The sequence below is a fragment of the Lelliottia wanjuensis genome (assembly GCF_030238365.1).
Taxonomy (GTDB): domain Bacteria; phylum Pseudomonadota; class Gammaproteobacteria; order Enterobacterales; family Enterobacteriaceae; genus Enterobacter; species Enterobacter wanjuensis.
This window is the reverse complement of record NZ_JASSOT010000055.1, coordinates 155,864-175,411: the sequence shown is the minus strand read 5'-3', so window position 1 is coordinate 175,411 and position 19,548 is coordinate 155,864. Positions and strand designations below refer to the sequence as shown.

General features: G+C 46.4%; 18 protein-coding genes and 1 pseudogene. 3 read left to right on the top strand and 16 right to left on the bottom strand.

Annotated elements, in window-relative coordinates; translation table 11 throughout:
* Position 1: 1 nt before the first annotated feature.
* The 4 genes from QQF33_RS09565 to QQF33_RS09550 all read right to left on the bottom strand — a co-directional run bounded on the left by QQF33_RS09565 (position 2) and on the right by QQF33_RS09550 (position 4,831).
* Positions 2-931, bottom strand: coding sequence for a fimbrial protein (locus QQF33_RS09565; RefSeq protein ID WP_285149583.1), 930 nt, complete (start codon positions 929-931; stop codon positions 2-4).
* On the bottom strand, positions 928-3,570 hold the full coding sequence (locus tag QQF33_RS09560) for a fimbria/pilus outer membrane usher protein (protein ID WP_285149584.1): 2,643 nt from the start codon (positions 3,568-3,570) through the stop codon (positions 928-930). The genes QQF33_RS09565 and QQF33_RS09560 overlap by 4 nt, the downstream gene beginning before the upstream one ends.
* Positions 3,570-4,232, bottom strand: a complete 663-nt coding sequence (locus QQF33_RS09555) for a fimbrial biogenesis chaperone (RefSeq protein ID WP_285149585.1) — start codon at positions 4,230-4,232, stop codon at positions 3,570-3,572. The genes QQF33_RS09560 and QQF33_RS09555 overlap by 1 nt, the downstream gene beginning before the upstream one ends.
* A 74-nt stretch (positions 4,233-4,306) precedes the next feature.
* Positions 4,307-4,831, bottom strand: a complete 525-nt coding sequence (locus tag QQF33_RS09550; protein ID WP_285149586.1) for a fimbrial protein — start codon at positions 4,829-4,831, stop codon at positions 4,307-4,309.
* Between the two features lie 724 nt (positions 4,832-5,555).
* Here QQF33_RS09550 and QQF33_RS25770 point away from each other — a divergent pair.
* From QQF33_RS25770 to tnpC, 3 genes and pseudogenes are all read left to right on the top strand, one after another.
* Positions 5,556-6,030: pseudogene (locus tag QQF33_RS25770) on the top strand (transposase).
* Entirely contained in the window at positions 5,969-6,319 is a 351-nt protein-coding gene (tnpB, locus tag QQF33_RS09540) for an IS66 family insertion sequence element accessory protein TnpB (protein ID WP_285149588.1), read from the top strand. Before QQF33_RS25770 ends, tnpB begins: the two are co-directional and overlap by 62 nt.
* Positions 6,320-6,349: 30 nt before the next feature.
* On the top strand, positions 6,350-7,942 hold the full coding sequence (tnpC, locus tag QQF33_RS09535) for an IS66 family transposase (protein ID WP_285157723.1): 1,593 nt from the start codon (positions 6,350-6,352) through the stop codon (positions 7,940-7,942).
* A 364-nt stretch (positions 7,943-8,306) separates the two neighbouring features.
* On the opposite strand, the gene QQF33_RS09530 is transcribed toward tnpC, so the two are convergent.
* The 12 genes from QQF33_RS09530 to QQF33_RS09475 form a co-directional block, all read right to left on the bottom strand.
* Entirely contained in the window at positions 8,307-9,743 is a 1,437-nt protein-coding gene (locus QQF33_RS09530; protein WP_285157722.1) for an FKBP-type peptidyl-prolyl cis-trans isomerase, read from the bottom strand.
* The gene (locus QQF33_RS09525; protein WP_285157721.1) at positions 9,730-10,200 is read right to left on the bottom strand and encodes a hypothetical protein; all 471 of its coding nucleotides are present in this window, start codon (positions 10,198-10,200) and stop codon (positions 9,730-9,732) included. The genes QQF33_RS09530 and QQF33_RS09525 overlap by 14 nt, the downstream gene beginning before the upstream one ends.
* A gap of 48 nt (positions 10,201-10,248) precedes the next feature.
* The gene (locus tag QQF33_RS09520; protein WP_285149592.1) at positions 10,249-10,671 is read right to left on the bottom strand and encodes a hypothetical protein; all 423 of its coding nucleotides are present in this window, start codon (positions 10,669-10,671) and stop codon (positions 10,249-10,251) included.
* Positions 10,664-11,302 (bottom strand): HAD family hydrolase, encoded by a 639-nt coding sequence (locus QQF33_RS09515; RefSeq protein ID WP_285149593.1) that lies wholly within the window; start codon positions 11,300-11,302, stop codon positions 10,664-10,666. Before QQF33_RS09515 ends, QQF33_RS09520 begins: the two co-directional genes overlap by 8 nt.
* Entirely contained in the window at positions 11,299-11,931 is a 633-nt protein-coding gene (locus tag QQF33_RS09510) for a PI-PLC domain-containing protein (protein ID WP_285149594.1), read from the bottom strand. Before QQF33_RS09510 ends, QQF33_RS09515 begins: the two co-directional genes overlap by 4 nt.
* A 15-nt stretch (positions 11,932-11,946) precedes the next feature.
* Positions 11,947-12,672: an ABC transporter ATP-binding protein gene (locus QQF33_RS09505; protein ID WP_285149595.1), complete on the bottom strand. Its 726-nt coding sequence runs from the start codon at positions 12,670-12,672 to the stop codon at positions 11,947-11,949.
* Positions 12,669-13,490: an ABC transporter permease gene (locus QQF33_RS09500; protein ID WP_285149596.1), complete on the bottom strand. Its 822-nt coding sequence runs from the start codon at positions 13,488-13,490 to the stop codon at positions 12,669-12,671. The genes QQF33_RS09505 and QQF33_RS09500 overlap by 4 nt, the downstream gene beginning before the upstream one ends.
* Positions 13,491-13,504: 14 nt before the next feature.
* A complete protein-coding gene (locus QQF33_RS09495) occupies positions 13,505-14,512 on the bottom strand; it encodes a WavE lipopolysaccharide synthesis family protein (protein WP_285149597.1) in 1,008 nt (335 codons plus the stop codon).
* 429 nt (positions 14,513-14,941) lie between these two features.
* The gene (locus QQF33_RS09490) at positions 14,942-16,672 is read right to left on the bottom strand and encodes a hypothetical protein (RefSeq protein WP_285149598.1); all 1,731 of its coding nucleotides are present in this window, start codon (positions 16,670-16,672) and stop codon (positions 14,942-14,944) included.
* Positions 16,669-17,439, bottom strand: a complete 771-nt coding sequence (locus QQF33_RS09485; RefSeq protein ID WP_285149599.1) for a glycosyltransferase family 2 protein — start codon at positions 17,437-17,439, stop codon at positions 16,669-16,671. Before QQF33_RS09485 ends, QQF33_RS09490 begins: the two co-directional genes overlap by 4 nt.
* A complete protein-coding gene (locus tag QQF33_RS09480) occupies positions 17,433-17,780 on the bottom strand; it encodes a cupin domain-containing protein (protein ID WP_285149600.1) in 348 nt (115 codons plus the stop codon). Before QQF33_RS09480 ends, QQF33_RS09485 begins: the two co-directional genes overlap by 7 nt.
* The gene (locus QQF33_RS09475) at positions 17,773-19,491 is read right to left on the bottom strand and encodes a PglL family O-oligosaccharyltransferase (protein ID WP_285149601.1); all 1,719 of its coding nucleotides are present in this window, start codon (positions 19,489-19,491) and stop codon (positions 17,773-17,775) included. The genes QQF33_RS09480 and QQF33_RS09475 overlap by 8 nt, the downstream gene beginning before the upstream one ends.
* Positions 19,492-19,548 lie beyond the last annotated feature (57 nt).

The window sequence follows — 19,548 nt, the reverse complement described above, 5'->3', positions numbered from 1 at the left end:
CTTACTGGTATGTGATCGTAAACGTTGCGGTAGCCTGACCAGGACCTGGCGTAACAACTCCACCAGTTTGATAGTAACGTGCAACAAAATCTACATTATAGGGGCCAGCTACAAGTGCAGTACCATCAAGTACGGTACTACCGAAAACAACAGGATTATTTTTATACATAATTTGTACGCCGACTCCGGTAGCTGAATTGCTGATATTATTAAGACTCAATACTCCAGGTTCTCCATGCCCCACTCCATCAAGTTGAAAATTGACTCTGGCATTAATTAGGCAATCCAGTGGTATGCTGAATGGAATATCTTCCGATGTTGAACCAGGACCGGTAAAACTGGTTACAGGAATATTATTACCTAATGGAACAAGTAGCGCGTTGTCGGTTACCGTGCATGTTTCTACTGGAACAATCGGTGCTCCAATAATAGAGACGTGATATGCGGTCCCGAGTCCAGGAGCCGTCCCTGTTGCTACGTCACCAGAGTTCAGAGTACCCGATATAATTGTTCCTGTTTTGATGAGCTGGATTTTTATTTCAGACATGTTTTTATATCCGGTTGTTGCTGTTTGCGTATAACTATATGGAATGTCAGTCAAAGGAGTAGCATAGGTTATTGCAATTTGAATTTTTATTCCAATGCCGGGAACATTTGTTGCGAATATATTCGTTCCGGCAGGGGTCGAAAACTGCGCAGGTACAAAACTTACTTCATCATGTATCTGGCAAACTATTGTGTCATCCGTTGGCACTGTTAATTTCTCATCTATTTCCCAAATAACTGCACCTACCGTTGTTGCAGGAGGGATGGTAATGGATGGAACGGTTGTTGTATAAGATTGTGGCTCGCCTGTGCATATGGCTATTGCCTCAGTCCCTGAAGCTAGAAACAATATAAATCCAACTATAAACAGCCGAATATTAATCATTTATTCTCCCTCGTATGCGAGCGGCATAAAGCCGAAACAATTTTGATCCCACCTGCTGATGGTACTCTGTCCAAGAGTAACGTGGCATCGCACATCTGATTACCGGTCTCTCCCCATGTAATCCGAAGCCGGGCTTCATCCGGGACACCGGTAAGGTATAGTTCGCCGTTTTCACCAACAATGCCCGAGCTAATATTTTCATCTAACGCGTTATTATCATCCATAAGTATCGCGGTTGCCCCAAAGGGGACAAACTGATCTTCTGTGCGTAATGTTGCCAGCACCCGGCTACCGCTTCTGGTTTTATAATCGGCAAGTACTACGGCTCCACGGGTAGGTATCACAGTCTTAACCGTATCGGTAATATCAACATTATTACCCAGACTGTCAGGCACAAGCGCGATGCGGTTTTCCCGATATGTAGTGGTATAAGGCACTATGGTATAGCCTCGCCAGTCAGTACGAACCCCCTGCTGGTTTTGGATTTTGACTCCAGAAGCACCTGGTGCCCTCACAAGGGTAACAGTTTCACCGAATGGCTGAGAAAGGGTCATCCCGTAAGGATGAATCAGAATGCCGCCCTGGAGGCCGGCGTTGTATTGCTGGCTACTGCGTGTATAACTGTAACCTGTTTGCACATTGCCATAGGTGCCCTTGTAAATGAGGTTTGCACCGCCGCCATTACCTTGCCCCTGATTGCCGTAACTTTCACGTACGGCATAATTCAAATTCCTGTTATCCAGCGTTTGGCCATTGAGCGTTATGTTTTGGGTTGTCCTGTTATGACTATCAGTTTGTGTGCCGAATGTTGCCCAACTGTTTGACAGGAACCGATCTAATGGTATTTGCACCGTTAACGCATACTGCCATTCAGATCCACCATTATCAGGTGTTTGAGTATTGGTCGTTGATAGCCCGACATTAACACCCTGTAAATTCAGGTTATATCCGGCACTTAAGTTACGCTCATGTCCGCTCTGCCCCCAATATCCCTGTTGGTAAGCATTAATATAGAGATTGCCATATTCCCCCATGGACTGACTGATTTGGACCTGAATTTTATTCCGCTTATTACTCAACCGTCTCCAGGTATCATCATCATTCAGTGTGATTTCATTCGCTTCGTTAAAATCATAAAAACCCGAGGTAGAATAGCGGTATCCTGCTAACGCAAAAGTCGTACCGCTCTGAAATACGTCTTTTGCATACTGAAAACGGTAGGACTGCCCTCGGTGCTGGCTATTATCCTGCAATCGTGTATTAGCCTGGCTAATATCAAAAGAAACTGAGCCAAAATTACCCAACCCCTGACCTATACCGATCAGACCAGATGAGTAATCCTGACTTCCGGTCAGCCCTCCATAAATTGTTGTTGTATTACTCAAACCGTAGACCAGGCTGGATTGCACAAATCCGGGTTCATTTGTATGACTCTGCTGAGCTCGGTATTGCCCGGTAGTAAACTCATAGCGCAGATGGCCATCCCGTTGCATCAATGGCACGGAAGAATAAGGCTGAGTGTATGTGTGCTCACTCCCGTTTTCTTCCTTGACTGTAATTTGCAAGTCACCGGAGCCCGCAGTGGAATACAAATCACGAATATCATAAGGCCCGGGAGCAACATATACCTGGTAAATAACATAACCATTCTGCCGAATAGTTATTTGCGCGCTGCTGTTAGCAATACCTCTAATTACAGGGGCAAAACCACGCTGACTATCCGGCAGCATACTTTCATCCGATATTAACTGAACGCCTCTATACTGGATACTGTCAAATAGCATACCTGACGTAGCGTTTTCGCCGAGAGTAAGTTGTCCACCAAGGCGTTGTATATCCCGTTGAACATAGGTATTAATACTTTGCCAGTGCCGCTGACTAGATTGCTCTTTAGCCGAATCGGATTCATTATTGGTATATGGATTACCGCTGTCCGGCGAATCATTTTTAGTGTGTGTGTAGGTGGAATTATTACGGAGACGCCAGGCACCCAGGTTTGCACCGGTTCTCAGGCTCAGAAACGTACTACGTGTCGCGCCATCGTGATCATAATCGCTGTACGACCCCGTGAGATTATAATTTGCCAGAAATGCAGGTACACCCTGATCCCAGAGTGCCGGATCAACAGCATTACGGGCATCAAAATTGAGCGAGGCTTGCGGTATTAAAATTTCAAGCTTTTGATGTGAGAAATCAAACTTAGTCGTGGCTTCGGGAATAAATTTTCCTGGGTCAGTTACCACCCCCTTCGGGCCAAGAGCGACCAGTGTGGGAAAAGCCGCCGTATTGATTCCGAAGTCAGTTAAGTCCTGCACTGTAAGTTGAGGGTGTAATACCTGCCCCTCCATTACAAACGTAATGTCCCGATTTACTATCCGGGTACGATTTAGATAAACATCAACTCGGTAGACCCCGGGTAACTGCCCCCCACTGGAAAACACTTTCAGGTCAGCCAGCGCAGCACCTCCTCTTGGATCAAGAGCATAGGGATTAAAATAGAGTTCCGTTGAATTTGCATCAGGCGAAAAAATTAGACCATACACAATACATATAGAAAATTGTCCAACAAAAAACATTGGTGAAAAATTAATACAATGGCCGCTTATGGTCTTTGATAGCTCAGGATACAAACGACACATCAACGTGATACCTCTTCCGTCCTGGCACCGTAATCGTTGATAGCGCGCCAGCTTACTTTGCCTGATGCCCCCTTGGGCACATTCAAGGAGTAAGTTGCAAAAGGTGCAACCATCATTGGCTCATGAAGGTTTTGGTTTCCAACTTTGACGCTGAAAAAAGAAATATAAAACGGTGTTGGGTTAGAAAAAATAACTCTTCCATTTACCTGGCTCACTGTTAATCGACGATAAGCGTCTTCAGCCCCTTTAATGCTTCTTGGGCGATAAATCATTTTTATGCGTGTTCGTACAGATATCTGTAAACGGTTAGGTTGTTTTGTTGTAGCAGCAATTGATTTCACGCTCAACCAATACAGACTTTCACGATCCTGAGGCACGGTGTCAGTATTAATGACCCGTAATTGATTTTCCTCCCCCGCATCTAAACGAAAAAGTGGAGGGATAATAACAAATGGAATTTTGGATGTGTCAGTTTTATCGCGATTATCTAACCAGGATTGAACTAAATAAGCCGTTTCTTTCTCAGGGTTCTTTACCGAAATACTCCCTTCTTTCTTCGTTGCATCAAAAATGAGCCGGGTCCCACCAACTTCGATACCAGCTACAGTTGGTGAGCCATAGGCCATTGATACCGCGATAAGCGGATAACATAAATGTTTCATGGTATGCCCTCTCTTAGTTTTTTTGGGGACTTAGAATCACAACGGGCATCCTGCCCAAAACAATTAAAATAATCTTAATTATAATCCAAGGTAAATGTTGCAACACTGTTTGCATCGCCAGCAGTTATGTCTGCATTAGCGGCTGTGGCTACATATTTTGCGACAAAGTTAAGGTCGGCAGATGCACCTGCCGCCGGCGCAACGATACCTACCGATTTAGTATTTAGTGGCACCAGGGTTGTACCATCAGCTTCAAAAATGCCTATTCCTACACCTGTAGCTCCACCAGGTGTTAGTGCAAGAATCTGACTATTGCCCGCTGCTTCAGTTCCTTCAAAACGTGCCGCTACGCGAGTTATTGAAGGATCGCAGGCGTTCACAGTAATAACAATGGGACCCGACGATGCAAGATCTCCTACATTGGTAAACGATGCTTTATTAACGCTACCCATAGGTACCGTTTGATTAGCGGACCCTGGGTCTACAGTACAAGCTGCATCAAGAATTGTACCGGTAAAATTAATAGTGCCATCAGCAGCATATGTCGACAGAGCCAATGTGATGATTAAAGCAGGGCTGAAAAACAGGGTTCTGTGCATAATTCCTCCATAACGGGTAGCAACGTATCGATAAGAACTAATACTTTTACTATTAAGAAGTTATGTTCCAACACCAGATGTTTTAAATGATATTTACACGGTAATAATGCACATTAAATTTCACAATGAAATGTGTATTATTTTAATAATAAATCATAACTAAAATCATGCTAATCGAGATCAGGATTTTATAAAACTTGTGAAGGATGTCAAATTATGGAAAAAAGAACATGGCATGTCAGTCGACAGTAATGTAAATCCGATTTACGCTCAGCGTTAGGGCCGCGAGCCCTAAAATCATGGTAGATATAAAATCGCTTGGTTACATCAGCAAATGCATTAACAATAGATGGCAAGGCCCCAAGATTAGATATAACCTTAAGTTAGTAGTGTAGGTTGATTTTCATGGGTTCTCCCATTTCGCCAGTCCGCTTCAAATTCATCTATACCCATCGATCAGCTCAGGCTCGGCGCATCCGAGCGCAAAGTTAGAACTTACAGGTTATATGCAAGGGGAATTGGCTACAACGTTTTGTCTTCGCTTGCCCAGCAGTGATCCTTTTGCAGCGTCTATTTCAGTAATGATGGATGAAAATATAAAAAATTTCAGAGCCGGGAACAAATAAACAGTTTTATATCTCATTTTACAAGCCAATGCCGCCTGTGATCCCGGCCCCCGAATCGTTAGGTTAGAGCTCCTTCTAAACCAGATGGAGTTCTATTCATGGAAAGCATTGCTGACTGGCGAAATGAATCACGCACGGTCTATTCCAACGACTTTAAGCTTCGTATCGTTGATTTGGCTTCTCACCCCGGAGCCAATGTCGCAAAAATCGCGAGAGAAAACGGCGTCAATGATAACGTCATCTTCAAATGGCTGCGGCTCTGGCAGAATGAAGACCGCATATCGTGCCACCTTCCTGCTACCGTAATGACTTCATCACTACCAACGATATTGCCTGTTGAGGTGGTTCCTGATCCGACTCCCTCTTGGTGGGGTGAACACTGAGCAGGCTCAGTTCTCAGCGCTGAACGCCTCCTGCTGCTGCGCCGAGTTCCGCTACGGTAAAATGACGCTGGAGAACCCGTCACCAGTGTTGCTGGCTGTACTGCTACGCGAGCTGACCGGGAGAAGTAATGATATCCCTCCCGTCAGACCCCCGTATGAGGCTGGTTGCCGGCGTCACGGATATGCGTAAATCGTTCAATGGCCTGGGCGAGCTGGAACAGCACGCTCTCGATGAGAATCCGTTCTCCGGCCACCTGTTTATCTTCCGTGGTCGCAAAGGGGATACCGTAAAAATCCTCTGGGCGGATGCTGATGACCTGTGCCTGTTGACCAAACGTCTTGAAGAAGGCCAGTTCATCTGGCCTGAAGTACGCGAGGGTAAAATCGCCATCACCCGCTCACAACTTTCCATGCTCCTCCATAAGCTCGACTGGCGACAGCCAAAAACAGCACACCTTAACTCGCCGACAATGTTGTAAAAAAATAATAACCACATTATAAATAACCTTATGGGTCAGGACTATCTCGCCCGTATCGCCGCACTGGAAGAGGCGCTTCGCCAGAAAGACAACCAGCTCAGTCTCGTTGCAAAGGCTGAGTCGTTCCTGCGTTCGGCGCTGACCTGCGCCGAAGAGAAAATAGAGAACGAAGAACGCGAAATAGAGCACCTGCGGGCACAGACAGAAAAACGGCTACGGATGCTGTTCGGCACCCGCTCTGAAAAGCTTCATCAGCAGGTTGAAGAAGCTGAAGCCCTGCTGAAACAGCACGGGCAGCAAAGCGATCGCTACAACGGACAGGAAGACGATCCACAGGTACCTCGTCAGCTGCGTCAGTCCCGTCATCGTTGCCCCTTGCCGGAACACCTTCCCCGTGAGATACACCGGCTGGAGCCATCTGAAACGGGTTGTCCGAAATGCGGTGGCGATATGGCGTACCTCAGCGAAGTCAGCGCGGAGCAGCTGGAACTGGTCTCCAGCGCCCTGAAAGTAACCCGCACCGTCAGAGTGAAAAAGACCTGCGTCAGGTGCGACTGCATCGTTGAAGCCCCTGCTCCATCACGTCCCATCGATCGGGGCATCGCCGGAACGGGTCTGCTGACCCGCGTGTTAACGAGTAAGTACTGTGAACATACTCCACTGTATCGCCAGACTGAAATCCTGGCGCGTCAGGGTGTGGATCTGAGTCGGGCGCTGCTCTCCAACTGGGTGGATGCCTGTTGCCGGTTAATGGCCCCGCTGGATGAGGCCCTTTATCACTACGTGATGGACTGCCGCAAACTGCACACTGACGACAAACCAGTTCCGATGCTGACTCCGGGCAGAAAGAAGACGAAAACCGGGCGGCTCTGGACGTATGTGCGTGATGACCGGAGCGCAGGCTCGTCAGACCCACCCGCAGTGTGGTTCAGCTTCTCGCCAGACAGGCAGGGGAAGCATCCTCAGCAACATCTTCGCCACTATCATGGTGTGCTGCAGGCGGACGCCTTCGCAGGTTATGATCGGTTGTTCAGTCCGGAACGTGAAGGAGGGCCGCTGACAGAAGCCGCATGCTGGGCCCATGCGCGCAGAAAAATCCACGACGTCTATATAAGCACTCAAACAGCGACAGCAGAGGAAGCCCTGAAACGTATCGGCGAGCTGTATGTCATCGAGGAAGAAATACGCGGGCTCCCGGCAGCAGAACGGCTGGCAGCCAGGCAATCACAAAGCAAACCACTGCTGGTATCGTTGCATGAATGGCTGGTAGAAAAAAGTGCGACGCTGTCGAAAAAGTCCCGTCTTGGCGAAGCGTTCTCTTATGCCCTGAACCAGTGGGATGCCCTGTGTTACTACTGTGATGATGGTCTGGCAGAGCCTGATAATAACGCAGTCGAACGAGCTCTTCGAGCCGTCTGCCTTGGTAAGAAAAACTACATCTTCTTCGGTAGCGATCACGGTGGCGAGCGTAGTGCACTACTGTACGGTCTGATCGGTACATGCAGACTGAATGGCACCGATCCAGAAACTTACCTTCGCTATATACTGAGCGTACTCCCGGAGTGGCCGTCGAACAAAGTGGCCGAACTCCTGCCATGGAATTTAGATCTCACCAATAAATAGCCGTCAATACGGCGCTCACTTAACGCTTACTAATAACGGACTGGAGGTCGAACATTTCATTCTGCAAAGACATATTGAAAGCCAAAATCTGACTGTTTATCAAAAGTAATACAGTATCTTTAATTTAGGGCATTAATGGCTCATAAGGTGGGATTTAGTTCCACCTCTTGAGTTAAATTGGTGTATCAAGCTGTCCGTTTGATGTTTTGCTTATCTTGTACATACGGACAGCGCATGAAATGGATGCGGAAGGTGGACAGCACTGGATAATTACATTCTCTGCCGCCTACGAGTCCATTTAATAGAAATTTTATTTGATAAGACTTCATCAGATTAAACAATGATATACCGGTGACTCTTGCCGTTACCCTTTTTGAATATTAACAACTTTTATGTCATAAACCATTGTTTCATTGGGCGGAACTTTAGGTGGCCTTCCTTTTTCACCATAAGCAAGCTCAGGAGGAACAACAATACGTATTTCACCGCCATTACCCAGTAACGCCAATGAGCCCTGGAATAGAGGAGGAAATTTCGCAAATTGTAGGGTGAGTACAGTTCCCTGTGACAGCATATCACTTATCACTTCCCCATCAGGCAAGCTTTCACGCACCACGATCGATGCGGTATCACGTTTACTAATCTTTCCCTCGCCGGGTTCTATAATCAGATAATCAAACCCCAACTTCGCATGTTTAACCCCAGGATATTTTCGGAATGCTGATAGATAGTTCTTTTCAGTATCCGACGATTGCGCCCTGCCTTGATTATTGCTGTCGCTTTCAGCGTAGAGTTTTTTCAGGACGCTTGCGAGCTGTTGGTACGGCAATTTTAACTTATTATTAAACATATCAGCTGCTCCACTGAGGACCTGCTGCTGGCCGATATGATAACCGGACTGTGCTTTTTGTTTCATCATACCCATCATTTCCTGCGCCCAATATGCCCCGAGAGCATAGTCTCGAATCTCCGCTTCTGAATGCGGAGATGGCGAAAGAGTTGATGCTGTTTTCTGGGCATTCAACTGCTGCGATTTCTCATCCAGTTGCTGTTGCACTTTACTTAGCAAAGCTTCAACCTCAGCGACACGAGCAGTAGATGCCTTCAATTTCTCCTGCAACGCTGTCTGAGATGCTCTCCCAGCTGACTGATACTCACTCAACTGGGTAATCTGCTGCTCAAGCGAAGCAATGGTTTTCGCATCCTGGGTTTTGTCTTGGTTGAATTGCTGCTCTGCATGCTCATATTTAGTTAACTGTACCGCAACATTATGATTGTTGTTTTCATTATCTTTGATCATCGCAGCGGTCTTTTCTTCAAGCGTCGTCTGGGTCAGTTGGCTCTGATTGAGTTTTTCCTGTAGCTCTGCATTATGGCTATTCGCCTGGCTCAACTTTTCCGACATCGACCTGAGTGACTGCTGCATTTTTTGCATCTCTTCGCGTCCATTTTCGAGGCTATGTTTCATTAATGCGACCTGATTCATATCATCAGAAACGAGAGGTTTGCTCACTACAGACTTTACTTGGGTCCGAAGTCTCGGATGATGTATCACATTTCGGACCACTTTTTTTTTCTCAGTTAGGTCTGTCGGGTGCGTACTCACTCGTCTGATCTTCGGCAAGGCCAGGGGTGCCACAGAGAACAATGCGGGTTCTTCTGTCGCTTCTTCTACAAGCATATCCAATGAAGAAAGCTGCGACAGTGGATGTTCAGCACTTAAGGTCGGACAAGACACAGCCGTCAGTACGACAAGGCCAACCGCACTAACAATAAAAAGGGCATGATTAGTACTCGCCACGTTTGTCCTCCATGCCTATTAACCCCCTCTGCAGCGACAGCTCAATTTCGGAACATAAGTTCATCAGTTTAAATTTATAAAATGAGTCCATAATTTCCCGGGAATGAGCATTAATGCTCTGGCGTACACTCCTGTATTCGTTAGCGCTATGTAAAAGCATTTCGAATGACCTTCGTTTGGGATCATAATCACTTGGATTAATAGTTGCTAACGAAACAAGCTCTTTCTGGCAGGTTGTCGCAATACCATCATTAACCTGTTCTGCTTCAGGTTTCGCTGCCGACACAGGAAAATTTGAATGCGCAGGAGCCGTATGCACTTCTGATGTAGTTTTCTTCTTAATAAAATTTTGACATCCGGCTAAGGAAAAACATCCAGCAATAAGAATCAAGCTGATCAAGTGGTAGCTAATTATTCCTGTAGACGTATTTTTGTGGCCAGTCATAATTTTCATCATATAATCAAGGTCCTGTTTGACAACACTAATCAATATCTGCACATTCATTTAGCCAGCCACCAGACCGGATAAAATTGCCTGACACCAGCAGTTTTTGAGAGATGGAACTCCTTTCTGTGGATCATGCACGCGAATTGCGTCCATTGCACATTGTCGAAATGTTTCAAGGGTTGGAAAAAAAAGCCAACCACTGTCATTATCTATTAATCCCTGTTTTGGCTCATTGCCTTTTATTGCAAGATTACTATTACTAATGGACTGAGTTGTCAGTAAAATAGATGAAGCCATATCAAGATTGGCACATGCCAGTATTGCCCGACACAGTGGAGATATATTTTCGCCAGGGAGTACAACGGTTTCTTCTACACCTTTGATGAGCAAAGAAGATGTCTCCACGCAACGAATAATACGGGAAGAGTCATAGCCCTGCGCCGAAGCTGATTCATTTAACAGAAGTAAGAGACTATTCATTGTTTTCCTGCTGGCATTGATCAATAAAATGATGTATCGCTTGTAATGTGACATCTTGCGGGTTTTGTACTGATAAAACGTGAGCACCTGATGCTCTGGCCGCGGCAATCCCATGTGGATTGTCTTCCACAACGACACACTCATGCGGTAAGAGATTTAATCGAGAAAAAGCTTTCAAATAGATTTCGGGGCTAGGTTTCCCTTTTTGAACATCTTCATTTGATAAATAGAAATTGAGATAAGGCAACAATTGTGCCCGACCTAACATCATTTCTATACTGTCACGAATTGAATTGGAAGCTACCGCCAGTTGATACCCCTCACGTCGCAAACTGGCGAGCGCATGTTGGTGTTCAAATACTGGCCAGCAGTGCTGACCAATCAGCTGCATAGTGTATCGCTGCTTCATCTCATTAATAAAAGCGTGTAATGATGACGGCAGGCCATTACGAAGTGTTAGTCTTCGTAATTTCTCACGCGTAGGTAAACCGTCAAATTCACCAAGGTGCTCACTTCGACTGATAGTTAACCCAAACAGCATCAGAGCCTGATTCAGTGCCTGATAATGCCATTCACGCGCATCAATTAGAACACCATCCATATCAAAAATGACACCACGAATTACCGTCACTTGAAAAACTCCCTTGCCAGTTCCGGATGATCAGTACAAATCATCAGTCTCGGGCAATTAAGGAGGGCTTCAGGTAACTGTTTAAGCATCGTCCATAATATTTTCGGGTCGCGGCCATGAAGTTCTGGAGACACTAAACAGACCGATTTATTCCGGGTGAGCCAACGCATAAGATCTTTTATACTGTAAGGGAGATAATTAAAACCATCAACCCATATCATGGCCGTCTCTTTGCTCAAGATACCTTCAGGTTCCAATTCACTGATACGCGAAGCAGTAATAACTTTCTGTTTGATATAATGAAGCATATCCGGGACGGACATATCAAAGCAAAAATAATTAGATACACCATACTCTTTAAGCAGGTTATCCAGCGAAAGAGTTAAGCCGTCAGACTTGATATTTAACGCCAGGGTCGCTGTGCTTCCTATTCGCCGATAATCTTCTAATAGCGTTTTTAATAGCAGTGCATTCTTCCCCGGCATATCATGGCTAATGACAAGCTCTCCATCCAGATCACGGATATCTGTTTCAATACCGAAACCTGACTCCAGCGCTGAAAGCAGAGCTCCGCGACTATTTTTTTCGGCCGGGGAAAGCCAGATGCCTCGATGAGCGAGTATTTGCATAGTTAAACCTGTGTATTATATTGACAATGAATATTGATGCAATGCTCTGGTTAAACTTGCATCCATAATAAGTTTCCCATGCGCCATGAGTAACCCCCGCTGGCAAACGGCTTTCAGTTGAGATTCATCGTGGCTCACTAATATGAGGGTTCCGCCACAAGCATTGAAATCGCGAATTTTTTCATAACAACGAATCTGAAATTCTCTGTCGCCAACTGCCAGAGCTTCATCAATGACTAAAATATCGCTATCCAGGTGGATACCAACAGAAAAAGCAAGGCGCAAAAACATTCCCGTAGAATATTTTTTTACAGAAACATCAATAACATCATTCAAACCAGCAAAGTCAACAATAGCGTCAAATTTTTTCCTTATAACATGCTGTGGCATTCCGAGAATGGCACCCGATAAAAAGATATTCTCCCGGCCGCTCAGTTCATGATGAAATCCTGCGCCAACCTCCAATAAAGAAGAGATCCGCCCATGAACCCGAACGGTCCCACGACTAGGACGAGCGACACGCGTCAGGAGTTTCAGAAGTGTAGACTTGCCCGCACCATTAGCCCCCACAATACCGACCGACTCACCTTGTTCGATAGTAAAATTAATATCATGCAGAGCTGTAAATTCAGGTTCCGATATACTCTTTTTTTGCCTTCGGAAAGACAGTAATGCTTTAAAAGAATGACCTGTAGTCACCTGTTTGGGGTATATTTTATCAACATGTTCAAAAATAATCATTCTCTGTCCATGACCCCCGCCTCACTATAAACAAAGCAGATATAACCCACTACCGCCAGCAAAATGCAGCTAAAACTACTAAACACAACTAAACAGGCAGCAGGCCGTTCACCTCCCAAAAGGGAGTAACGAAATAATGGAAAAATCCCACTGACAGGGTTGAGCACCTGCAATCGTTCGAAAGCGGCAGGAACGCTCCCCGACGTCCAGACGACAGGGGTCAAATAAAACAATGCTTGTAAGATAAAAGGAATAAGGTGTCTGAAATCACGAAACTTTAAACGTAATACCGCAAATACACACCCTACCCCCCAGCCGCTTAGTACAACATTCGCCGCACCAAATAATGCTAGTGGAATGTAGGTCACTCTAAATTTAACATGAAAGATCAGCATCAGAGTCGCCATCCAGATTAACGCCAGAAGGAAATCGAAGATACAGGTTCCTGTTGCAGCAATCGTCAATGCGACCCTTGGGAAGTAAATTTTCTTAACCAGATGAAGGTTATTCGTTAATGATTCACTCACCACATTAAAAGTTGATGAAAAAAGCATCCATAGCATTAATCCGCTGAGCAAAACCCAGCTGTAATCACACGGATACTCCGGTGCCTGCAACCTGACCATCAATCCAAAAACAATATAATAGAGCGTCATGTTCAAAGCTGGATTAATGATAGCCCATAACCATCCCAATAATGTATGGTGATAACGCACCGAAAAATCCCTGGCCATTAATTGTCGGATGAGATACCGAGAATGCCAAAGCTCTGCAAGCGTCGAATGGCTCCGAGAATGTGAAATAAAATAATCAGCCATAATATTCTTTTTTGTTATCTATGTGAAAAAATACAAAGCGCTATACGTCTAATTGTCGTATTTCTCAGCAATCTTACCCGGAAACGGTATCCCTGCCGCCAGATAAAAATAGGCACACTGAAAGTAGCACCTAAAAGCCTCTCTCTTTTTGTGCCGAATACCTGATTGTAGCAATATCTCCAACGACGATAGTTATATGTACTAAACAATCCCCGGCAGAGGTATTTGCTCCTGTATTTCGGCCAGTGCAGTGCAAGCTGCCGAGGGTTAAATACAATAAAGTTGCTCAGAAAATAACGTTCTGACCGTTCGATCAAATCCGATGATGTCGAAAAATTCCCATCAAAAACCCATTTCCCCCGCTGTTTAAAAATTGCATTAACCCATAACCATTGTTCCGGGACATATCTCCAGGCACACCACATTCCGGATGTCGTCACAGGCGAAAAAATCGCTGTGGTTGCCAATGGCGCAGAAAAATAAAGACGAACATCCTCTGTTCTGCCTGCAATAAATATGTCACCAGGATGAAATAGATAAGGCAAGCTACCTCGAGCATCTCTGGTCACCCAGCTTGAGGTGATCAACTGCCGAGAGAACACAGCGTAGTCATGCTGACGATGCAAAACCATGTCGTCAGCAAAAAACTGATTCAGCAAGCCAATAATCGCGCGGCCAGATAAAAAACAGTCCGAACGCATTTTAATCGTTAATGGCCGCGTCACTGCCGCCAACCCGGCCTGAGTTGAAACCAGTAATCGATTAATATTATTTCGGTACTTTCCGCTACCATCCGTACATTCCAAAGGACCAGGATCGGGACTTTGAATCACCTTGATGCCCATTACTTTTAATTGCCTTTGTCGCAGCCACTCTTCATTAGGAGTAAAGCACCAAGTAGACAGAATGATTTCCGCCAGAGGAAAAAGCACACGCATTTGCCTGAGACGCTTCATGATCACTGGTATTGAACACTCGGATGTTTCAATAGGCCCCTGGATCACAATGCTCAATGCCTCCATGACCGCCTCCTGAAACGTCGTACGATAGACCGGGTTAATCGCCAGAGGCACCCATTGCTACTGGTGATAATGGTAGCAATGCTGATTAGTATTAGCCGACGAGCGGGAAGTTCACCTTCCGAAACAAACTCAAGCAAATTACACCAAGCTGCCCGTCTCTGTAGCAACATGCAGCCACAGAGGACAATAAAGGCCTCACCGGTTGCAGGTATCAGAGCACGTAACTCAGGCCAGTGACGGGCCGGATATTCCGAAGATGCCGACTGCTGCAAAATGATGACTAACGGAGCAACCGGCTCTTTTCTTCCAGAACGACGACAGTGCTGAACCTTATCGCCACACAACGAGTACCATACCTGCCGACATTCGTTGGCAGGCGGTAAACCGGCCAAAACCTGAGGTACTCCGCTTTTCCAGCAGAACAACTCATCAAGCTTTGCGTCTATTACCTTCACGGTTCACCTCCTCTGGTAGAGTTTGAATCATGCGCCATAGTTCTTTAACAGTGAGTCTGAATGCAGTATGTCGACAAAAAAACTTCAACCAGACTGCGGATATCAGGGCACCTATGCATTGCCGGCGTCGCTGTGGATTGCCACCAGAAATATCGGGAAATGGCATTGAGAAGAAATTGTTATAGAGCTGTATAATCAATGTTGGGTGACGCAATAAGAAAAGCTTCTTTTCATAGTTTGTCAGTAAAGTGTCCAGCCCCCCCTGAAGAGACTGTTGCTCTGATTCGGTAGCCGCTTCACACAAGATCCATTGATTCCAGTCCTTCACTAACGATCCCATATCGCCTTGCGCTTGCCATAATAATTGGCAAATAAGCTGATAGCGTCGATAGCCACGCAATGATTGTCTGCACATCCGTTTAACCAATGCATCGTCACCGACATATCGACGTGCAAAAAGCGTCAATCTCTGCTTCGCCTCTTGTTGGGTCAATGTGAATGACGGACGACGAGGGAACCCCCACCACTCCATTGGTGCTCGCTCCTCCACGATTTTTCCACGCACATTGGCACCAGACAAAATGCCAAAGCGATGAAGGATGCTACGATAACCCTGAGATTCAGTCAGCGCATATGGATTGATTCGCGAAGGTATCCCTGCCATTCCTGCACGGATGCCATGCTCTATATCTTCATATTCATTCCAGTAAAGCGACTCATTTTGTGGCAGGTATTGCCACAAAATGCGCTTAGAAAGGTATAAGCTTCCCGTGAGGTAATCTCTGCCAAATGAGGTCCTTTCTGGATGCTGGGCAGCAAGATTCATTCGCCCGAAATCGGCAAGATGTTCCCGACCAGGACGTTTTTTCCTAAGCAATGCAAACGGTAAGAAAGATGCAAAACCAAAATCCGAATATCGCCTTGGTACCGCACGCCATGTATCCGCAAACCAGAATGACTGAAAGCCAGTAAACGGATAATCATCGCCGAAGCGCGTGACAGCCTGCATAAAATCGTGAGGTAACAACACTCGATCGTGCAGAATACAGAGATTAGGGTAGCTTGCTGCTTGCACCAGTAGATTCTTTTTGCGGGTAATGTGGACCGCCCCTTCTGGCGACGGTTCCGCAAGGACACGAACCTGCTCCGGGTAAAGAAATCCTTCCGGTACCGTTCCGCAAAGAATAACTTCCGCATCCTCAAGCCCGAACGAAAGAATCCGCCCCACACATTGATTCAGAAACGAAGGATCTGTCCCACCTGTTGGAATGCAAAAACTCCAGCCATTCAGACCGCGATCCTGCTCTACAGGCAAACACTTCGACTTAACAAAAACACGCATCTTGTCTGTGGTAGATGCCTCTTCATAAAATGCATCACGGTAGTAGTGCCGGTTAAGAAGATCAGCAACATTTTCCGACATATGTAAATAGAGCCGTGCCCCCACCACCATCTGGTGAGTAATATCCCACAACAGATGTGCCGCCAGCGGTGTAACCTCCCAAAATGAACAAATCACATCACCGGATATATCCTGTTGCACACGATCGAACGCACTGAGTTCCTGTACGGGCACAGAGGCACGAGCAAAGGTAAAAACAGTTGTCCGCTCTGGAGATGCAACATTCATTAGCTCCGGCCTGTACACTTCACGGCATACTGGCCAGCCCAGTTTTTTTTTGTGACGATAAGCAATGACGTTCATGCAGCCACTCGTTTAACAGAAAGGGCACGCTCGAGTACCGGGTGATGCAGGAATGTTTGCAGATCAGCGGGTGTGCCAAGACCGTGCATCCCGTTTCCTTCTACGCCGATATTCTGTACGCGAATTCGATTCAGGCCCGCCTGAGCCATCAACGTGTATACCGGCGCAACATAAAATTCACCCTGGCTACGCAGATTGTTTGCTATCATCCGCCGCGCAAAGCGGCAAAAATCGGTTCCCCTGGTAAACCCATAAATACCGACAGTTGCTTCATCAGAGATGACTTCTTTTTCCACTACCTGCGTCACCCATCCATCGCTATTCAGCTGAGCATATGACCACTTTGCGTCGCTGGCTTTCATGGTCATCACTAGGCCGTCCAACTGCTCTGTGGTCAGACATTCAACAAAGGTATTAATATCGCTATCGACCCACTGATCAGAGTTCGCGATAATTAACGGTGAATCATTATCGATCCAACCCGCCGCCTGCATGACCGAGCAAAGTGCACCATCGGTCTTGCCACTAAGCCCAATCACTTCACATCCAGGTGCCAGCGTTGTCAAAGAAGAGCGGAAATCGTATCGTTGCAGATGCTCCTGCTGGCAGACAAAAATAAAACGATGATCGTAATCAGGGCGTAGATTACTAATAACTAATTCGATCATGGGCACACCAGCCACATCAATAAAGGGCTTAGGATCAGCATAACCCGCGTTCGCGAATCGACTACCTTCCCCGGCCATTGGAATCACGATATTTAACATTCGGCCACCACAAATTTGTCATCTAGTACACCAGGAAGCTTCACCACAACGGTGATACAATCTTCCAACGCTTCAAAAGCAGATATCGTTCCTGGCGGCAGCGTGACGATTTCCCCAACCTGTATCTCACGCCCTGCCATTCGGCAACGCCCGTGTAAAAGCAACGTCACTTCAGTCGCCTGACGATGGAAATGTGCAGCTTCATGGCTGCCCGCCGAAAAATGCTGTACAGCGACTTCAACACTTTGGGTACGAAAGGCGACAGGTGAAAAATCGCCGATAAACCAACCTCGAACCATGTCATCAAGCCTTGTAACAGCCAGCGTGTCGCAGTTATTCATCTGTCATTCCTCCCTTCCAGTTACAGGTGAAGCGCGGATCCTGCGGGAAACTCATACAGCCGCGCTGATTCCAGAACCCTTTTCCTGACTCATCCAGAAAAACCCCCACCTGAACCATGGTCGCAATTAAATTTGCATCGTTATGACGGCTTAACCATTTGTCAGCCTGTTGCCGGAAGTCCTGAAGCAGAGCGGGATCACGCCGAACATTGAATTGCACGAGATCGCTTATTGCACGGTCAAACCGCAATCGGTCAGGCTGTGCCCAGGGGTTACTGACCGCAGTCAGCAATTCAGGGTGGGCAAACTTCCCATGCTCAAACTGAAAGATTCGTAATGCGGATTGCAAGCCGGTTGACATAAAAATTACTGCTGCTAAACCTGCAATCAAAATGCCCATTTTGATCCCTCGGTCAACCACGGGGGGAAGCGGTTGAAAGGCTTTATCGTCGCCCTGAAACGCAGCACAAAACAATATGACCAGCATCACCGCATGCACAGCAGAGAGGTAGAATGGATACTCAGTCATCATATGCATCAACAAAGGCAGCATCAGGACAGCACTCGACGCACTTCGCCAGCTGAAAAATGGTCTGGTAAGCACAAGTAAGCAGAGCAATAGCCCAACAAATGCCAAAATCCCCCCTTCACTCCAGACGTAGAGCAGTTCGTTATGAGGATGCGCAACAGTCACGGTAAAGGGGTTACGCAAACCATGGATCGCCAGGGTCAATGGGAACTGCGATTCAAAACTACCAAGGCCAAACCCCAGCATGGGACGTTGAGCAATCATGATTAGGCTACCTGCGATCATTACCCGACGCTCTGCTCCCGAATGCTGGCGGTTCCATTCCATCCGTTCATCCGTATTGAGCGGACGATGATCGGTTACTGTTGATAACTTTCCGCCCGACGAGACAACCTGAGCAGAAGCCTTTAACTGGTCGGGGCGCAGCATTAGTACACCTTTCCCTGCAAGCACGCCAAAGAGCACCGCAAGCGTGATAAAAAAACATACACGTTTGCTGCGGCAACTGATCAGAAGGCCAATGAGGCCTATTGTGGCTCCCAACCCTCCGGTACGAGATTCAGTGATGGTCAACCCTGCAACGATCAGGATTGCACTCAACCACCACCCACTCGCATATTTACTGGCTCTGATAGCCAGCCAGAACGCACATAGCAATCCGGTAGCAAGAAATGACGCCAGAAGATTAACCTGTAAAAAACTGCCCCATGGGCGACCATTTGCCAGTACAAAGTCATATCCTGGATATATCACGGCTGAATATGCCCCCAGGATTTGCCAGGCTGCCAGTAACGTCTGAACAAGGCCAAGCAGAACAATGACGCCATAAATAGCCTCTCTTCCTGCTCCCGTAAAGGAACGTTGCATAAGCAGGAAGGCAAAAACGATCATTCCCCACAAGGCCGCCAGCCGGTAGCATGCCTGGTACAAATACGTTGCATCCGTCCAGAACGCTGGCAGCGTCATAAATAGCGCACCAGCGAGCAGCAAAATAACGGCTTGGTTTGATTTTAATTGACTACGGCGAAACTTAAATAATAAGAAAAGAGCACAACATGATGTCCATACCCAAACAAAAAGATTAACCGTTAAGGTAAGTCCTTCACCGGGAAGGGTTGGCCATGGAAATACCAACACCACGCACAAAGATATGGCGAAAAATACAAATTCATATTTTTTCATAAAACAAATTCTAGACAATTTTCAATCTCGCATTCAGGCGAGCCTGATAATAACGTT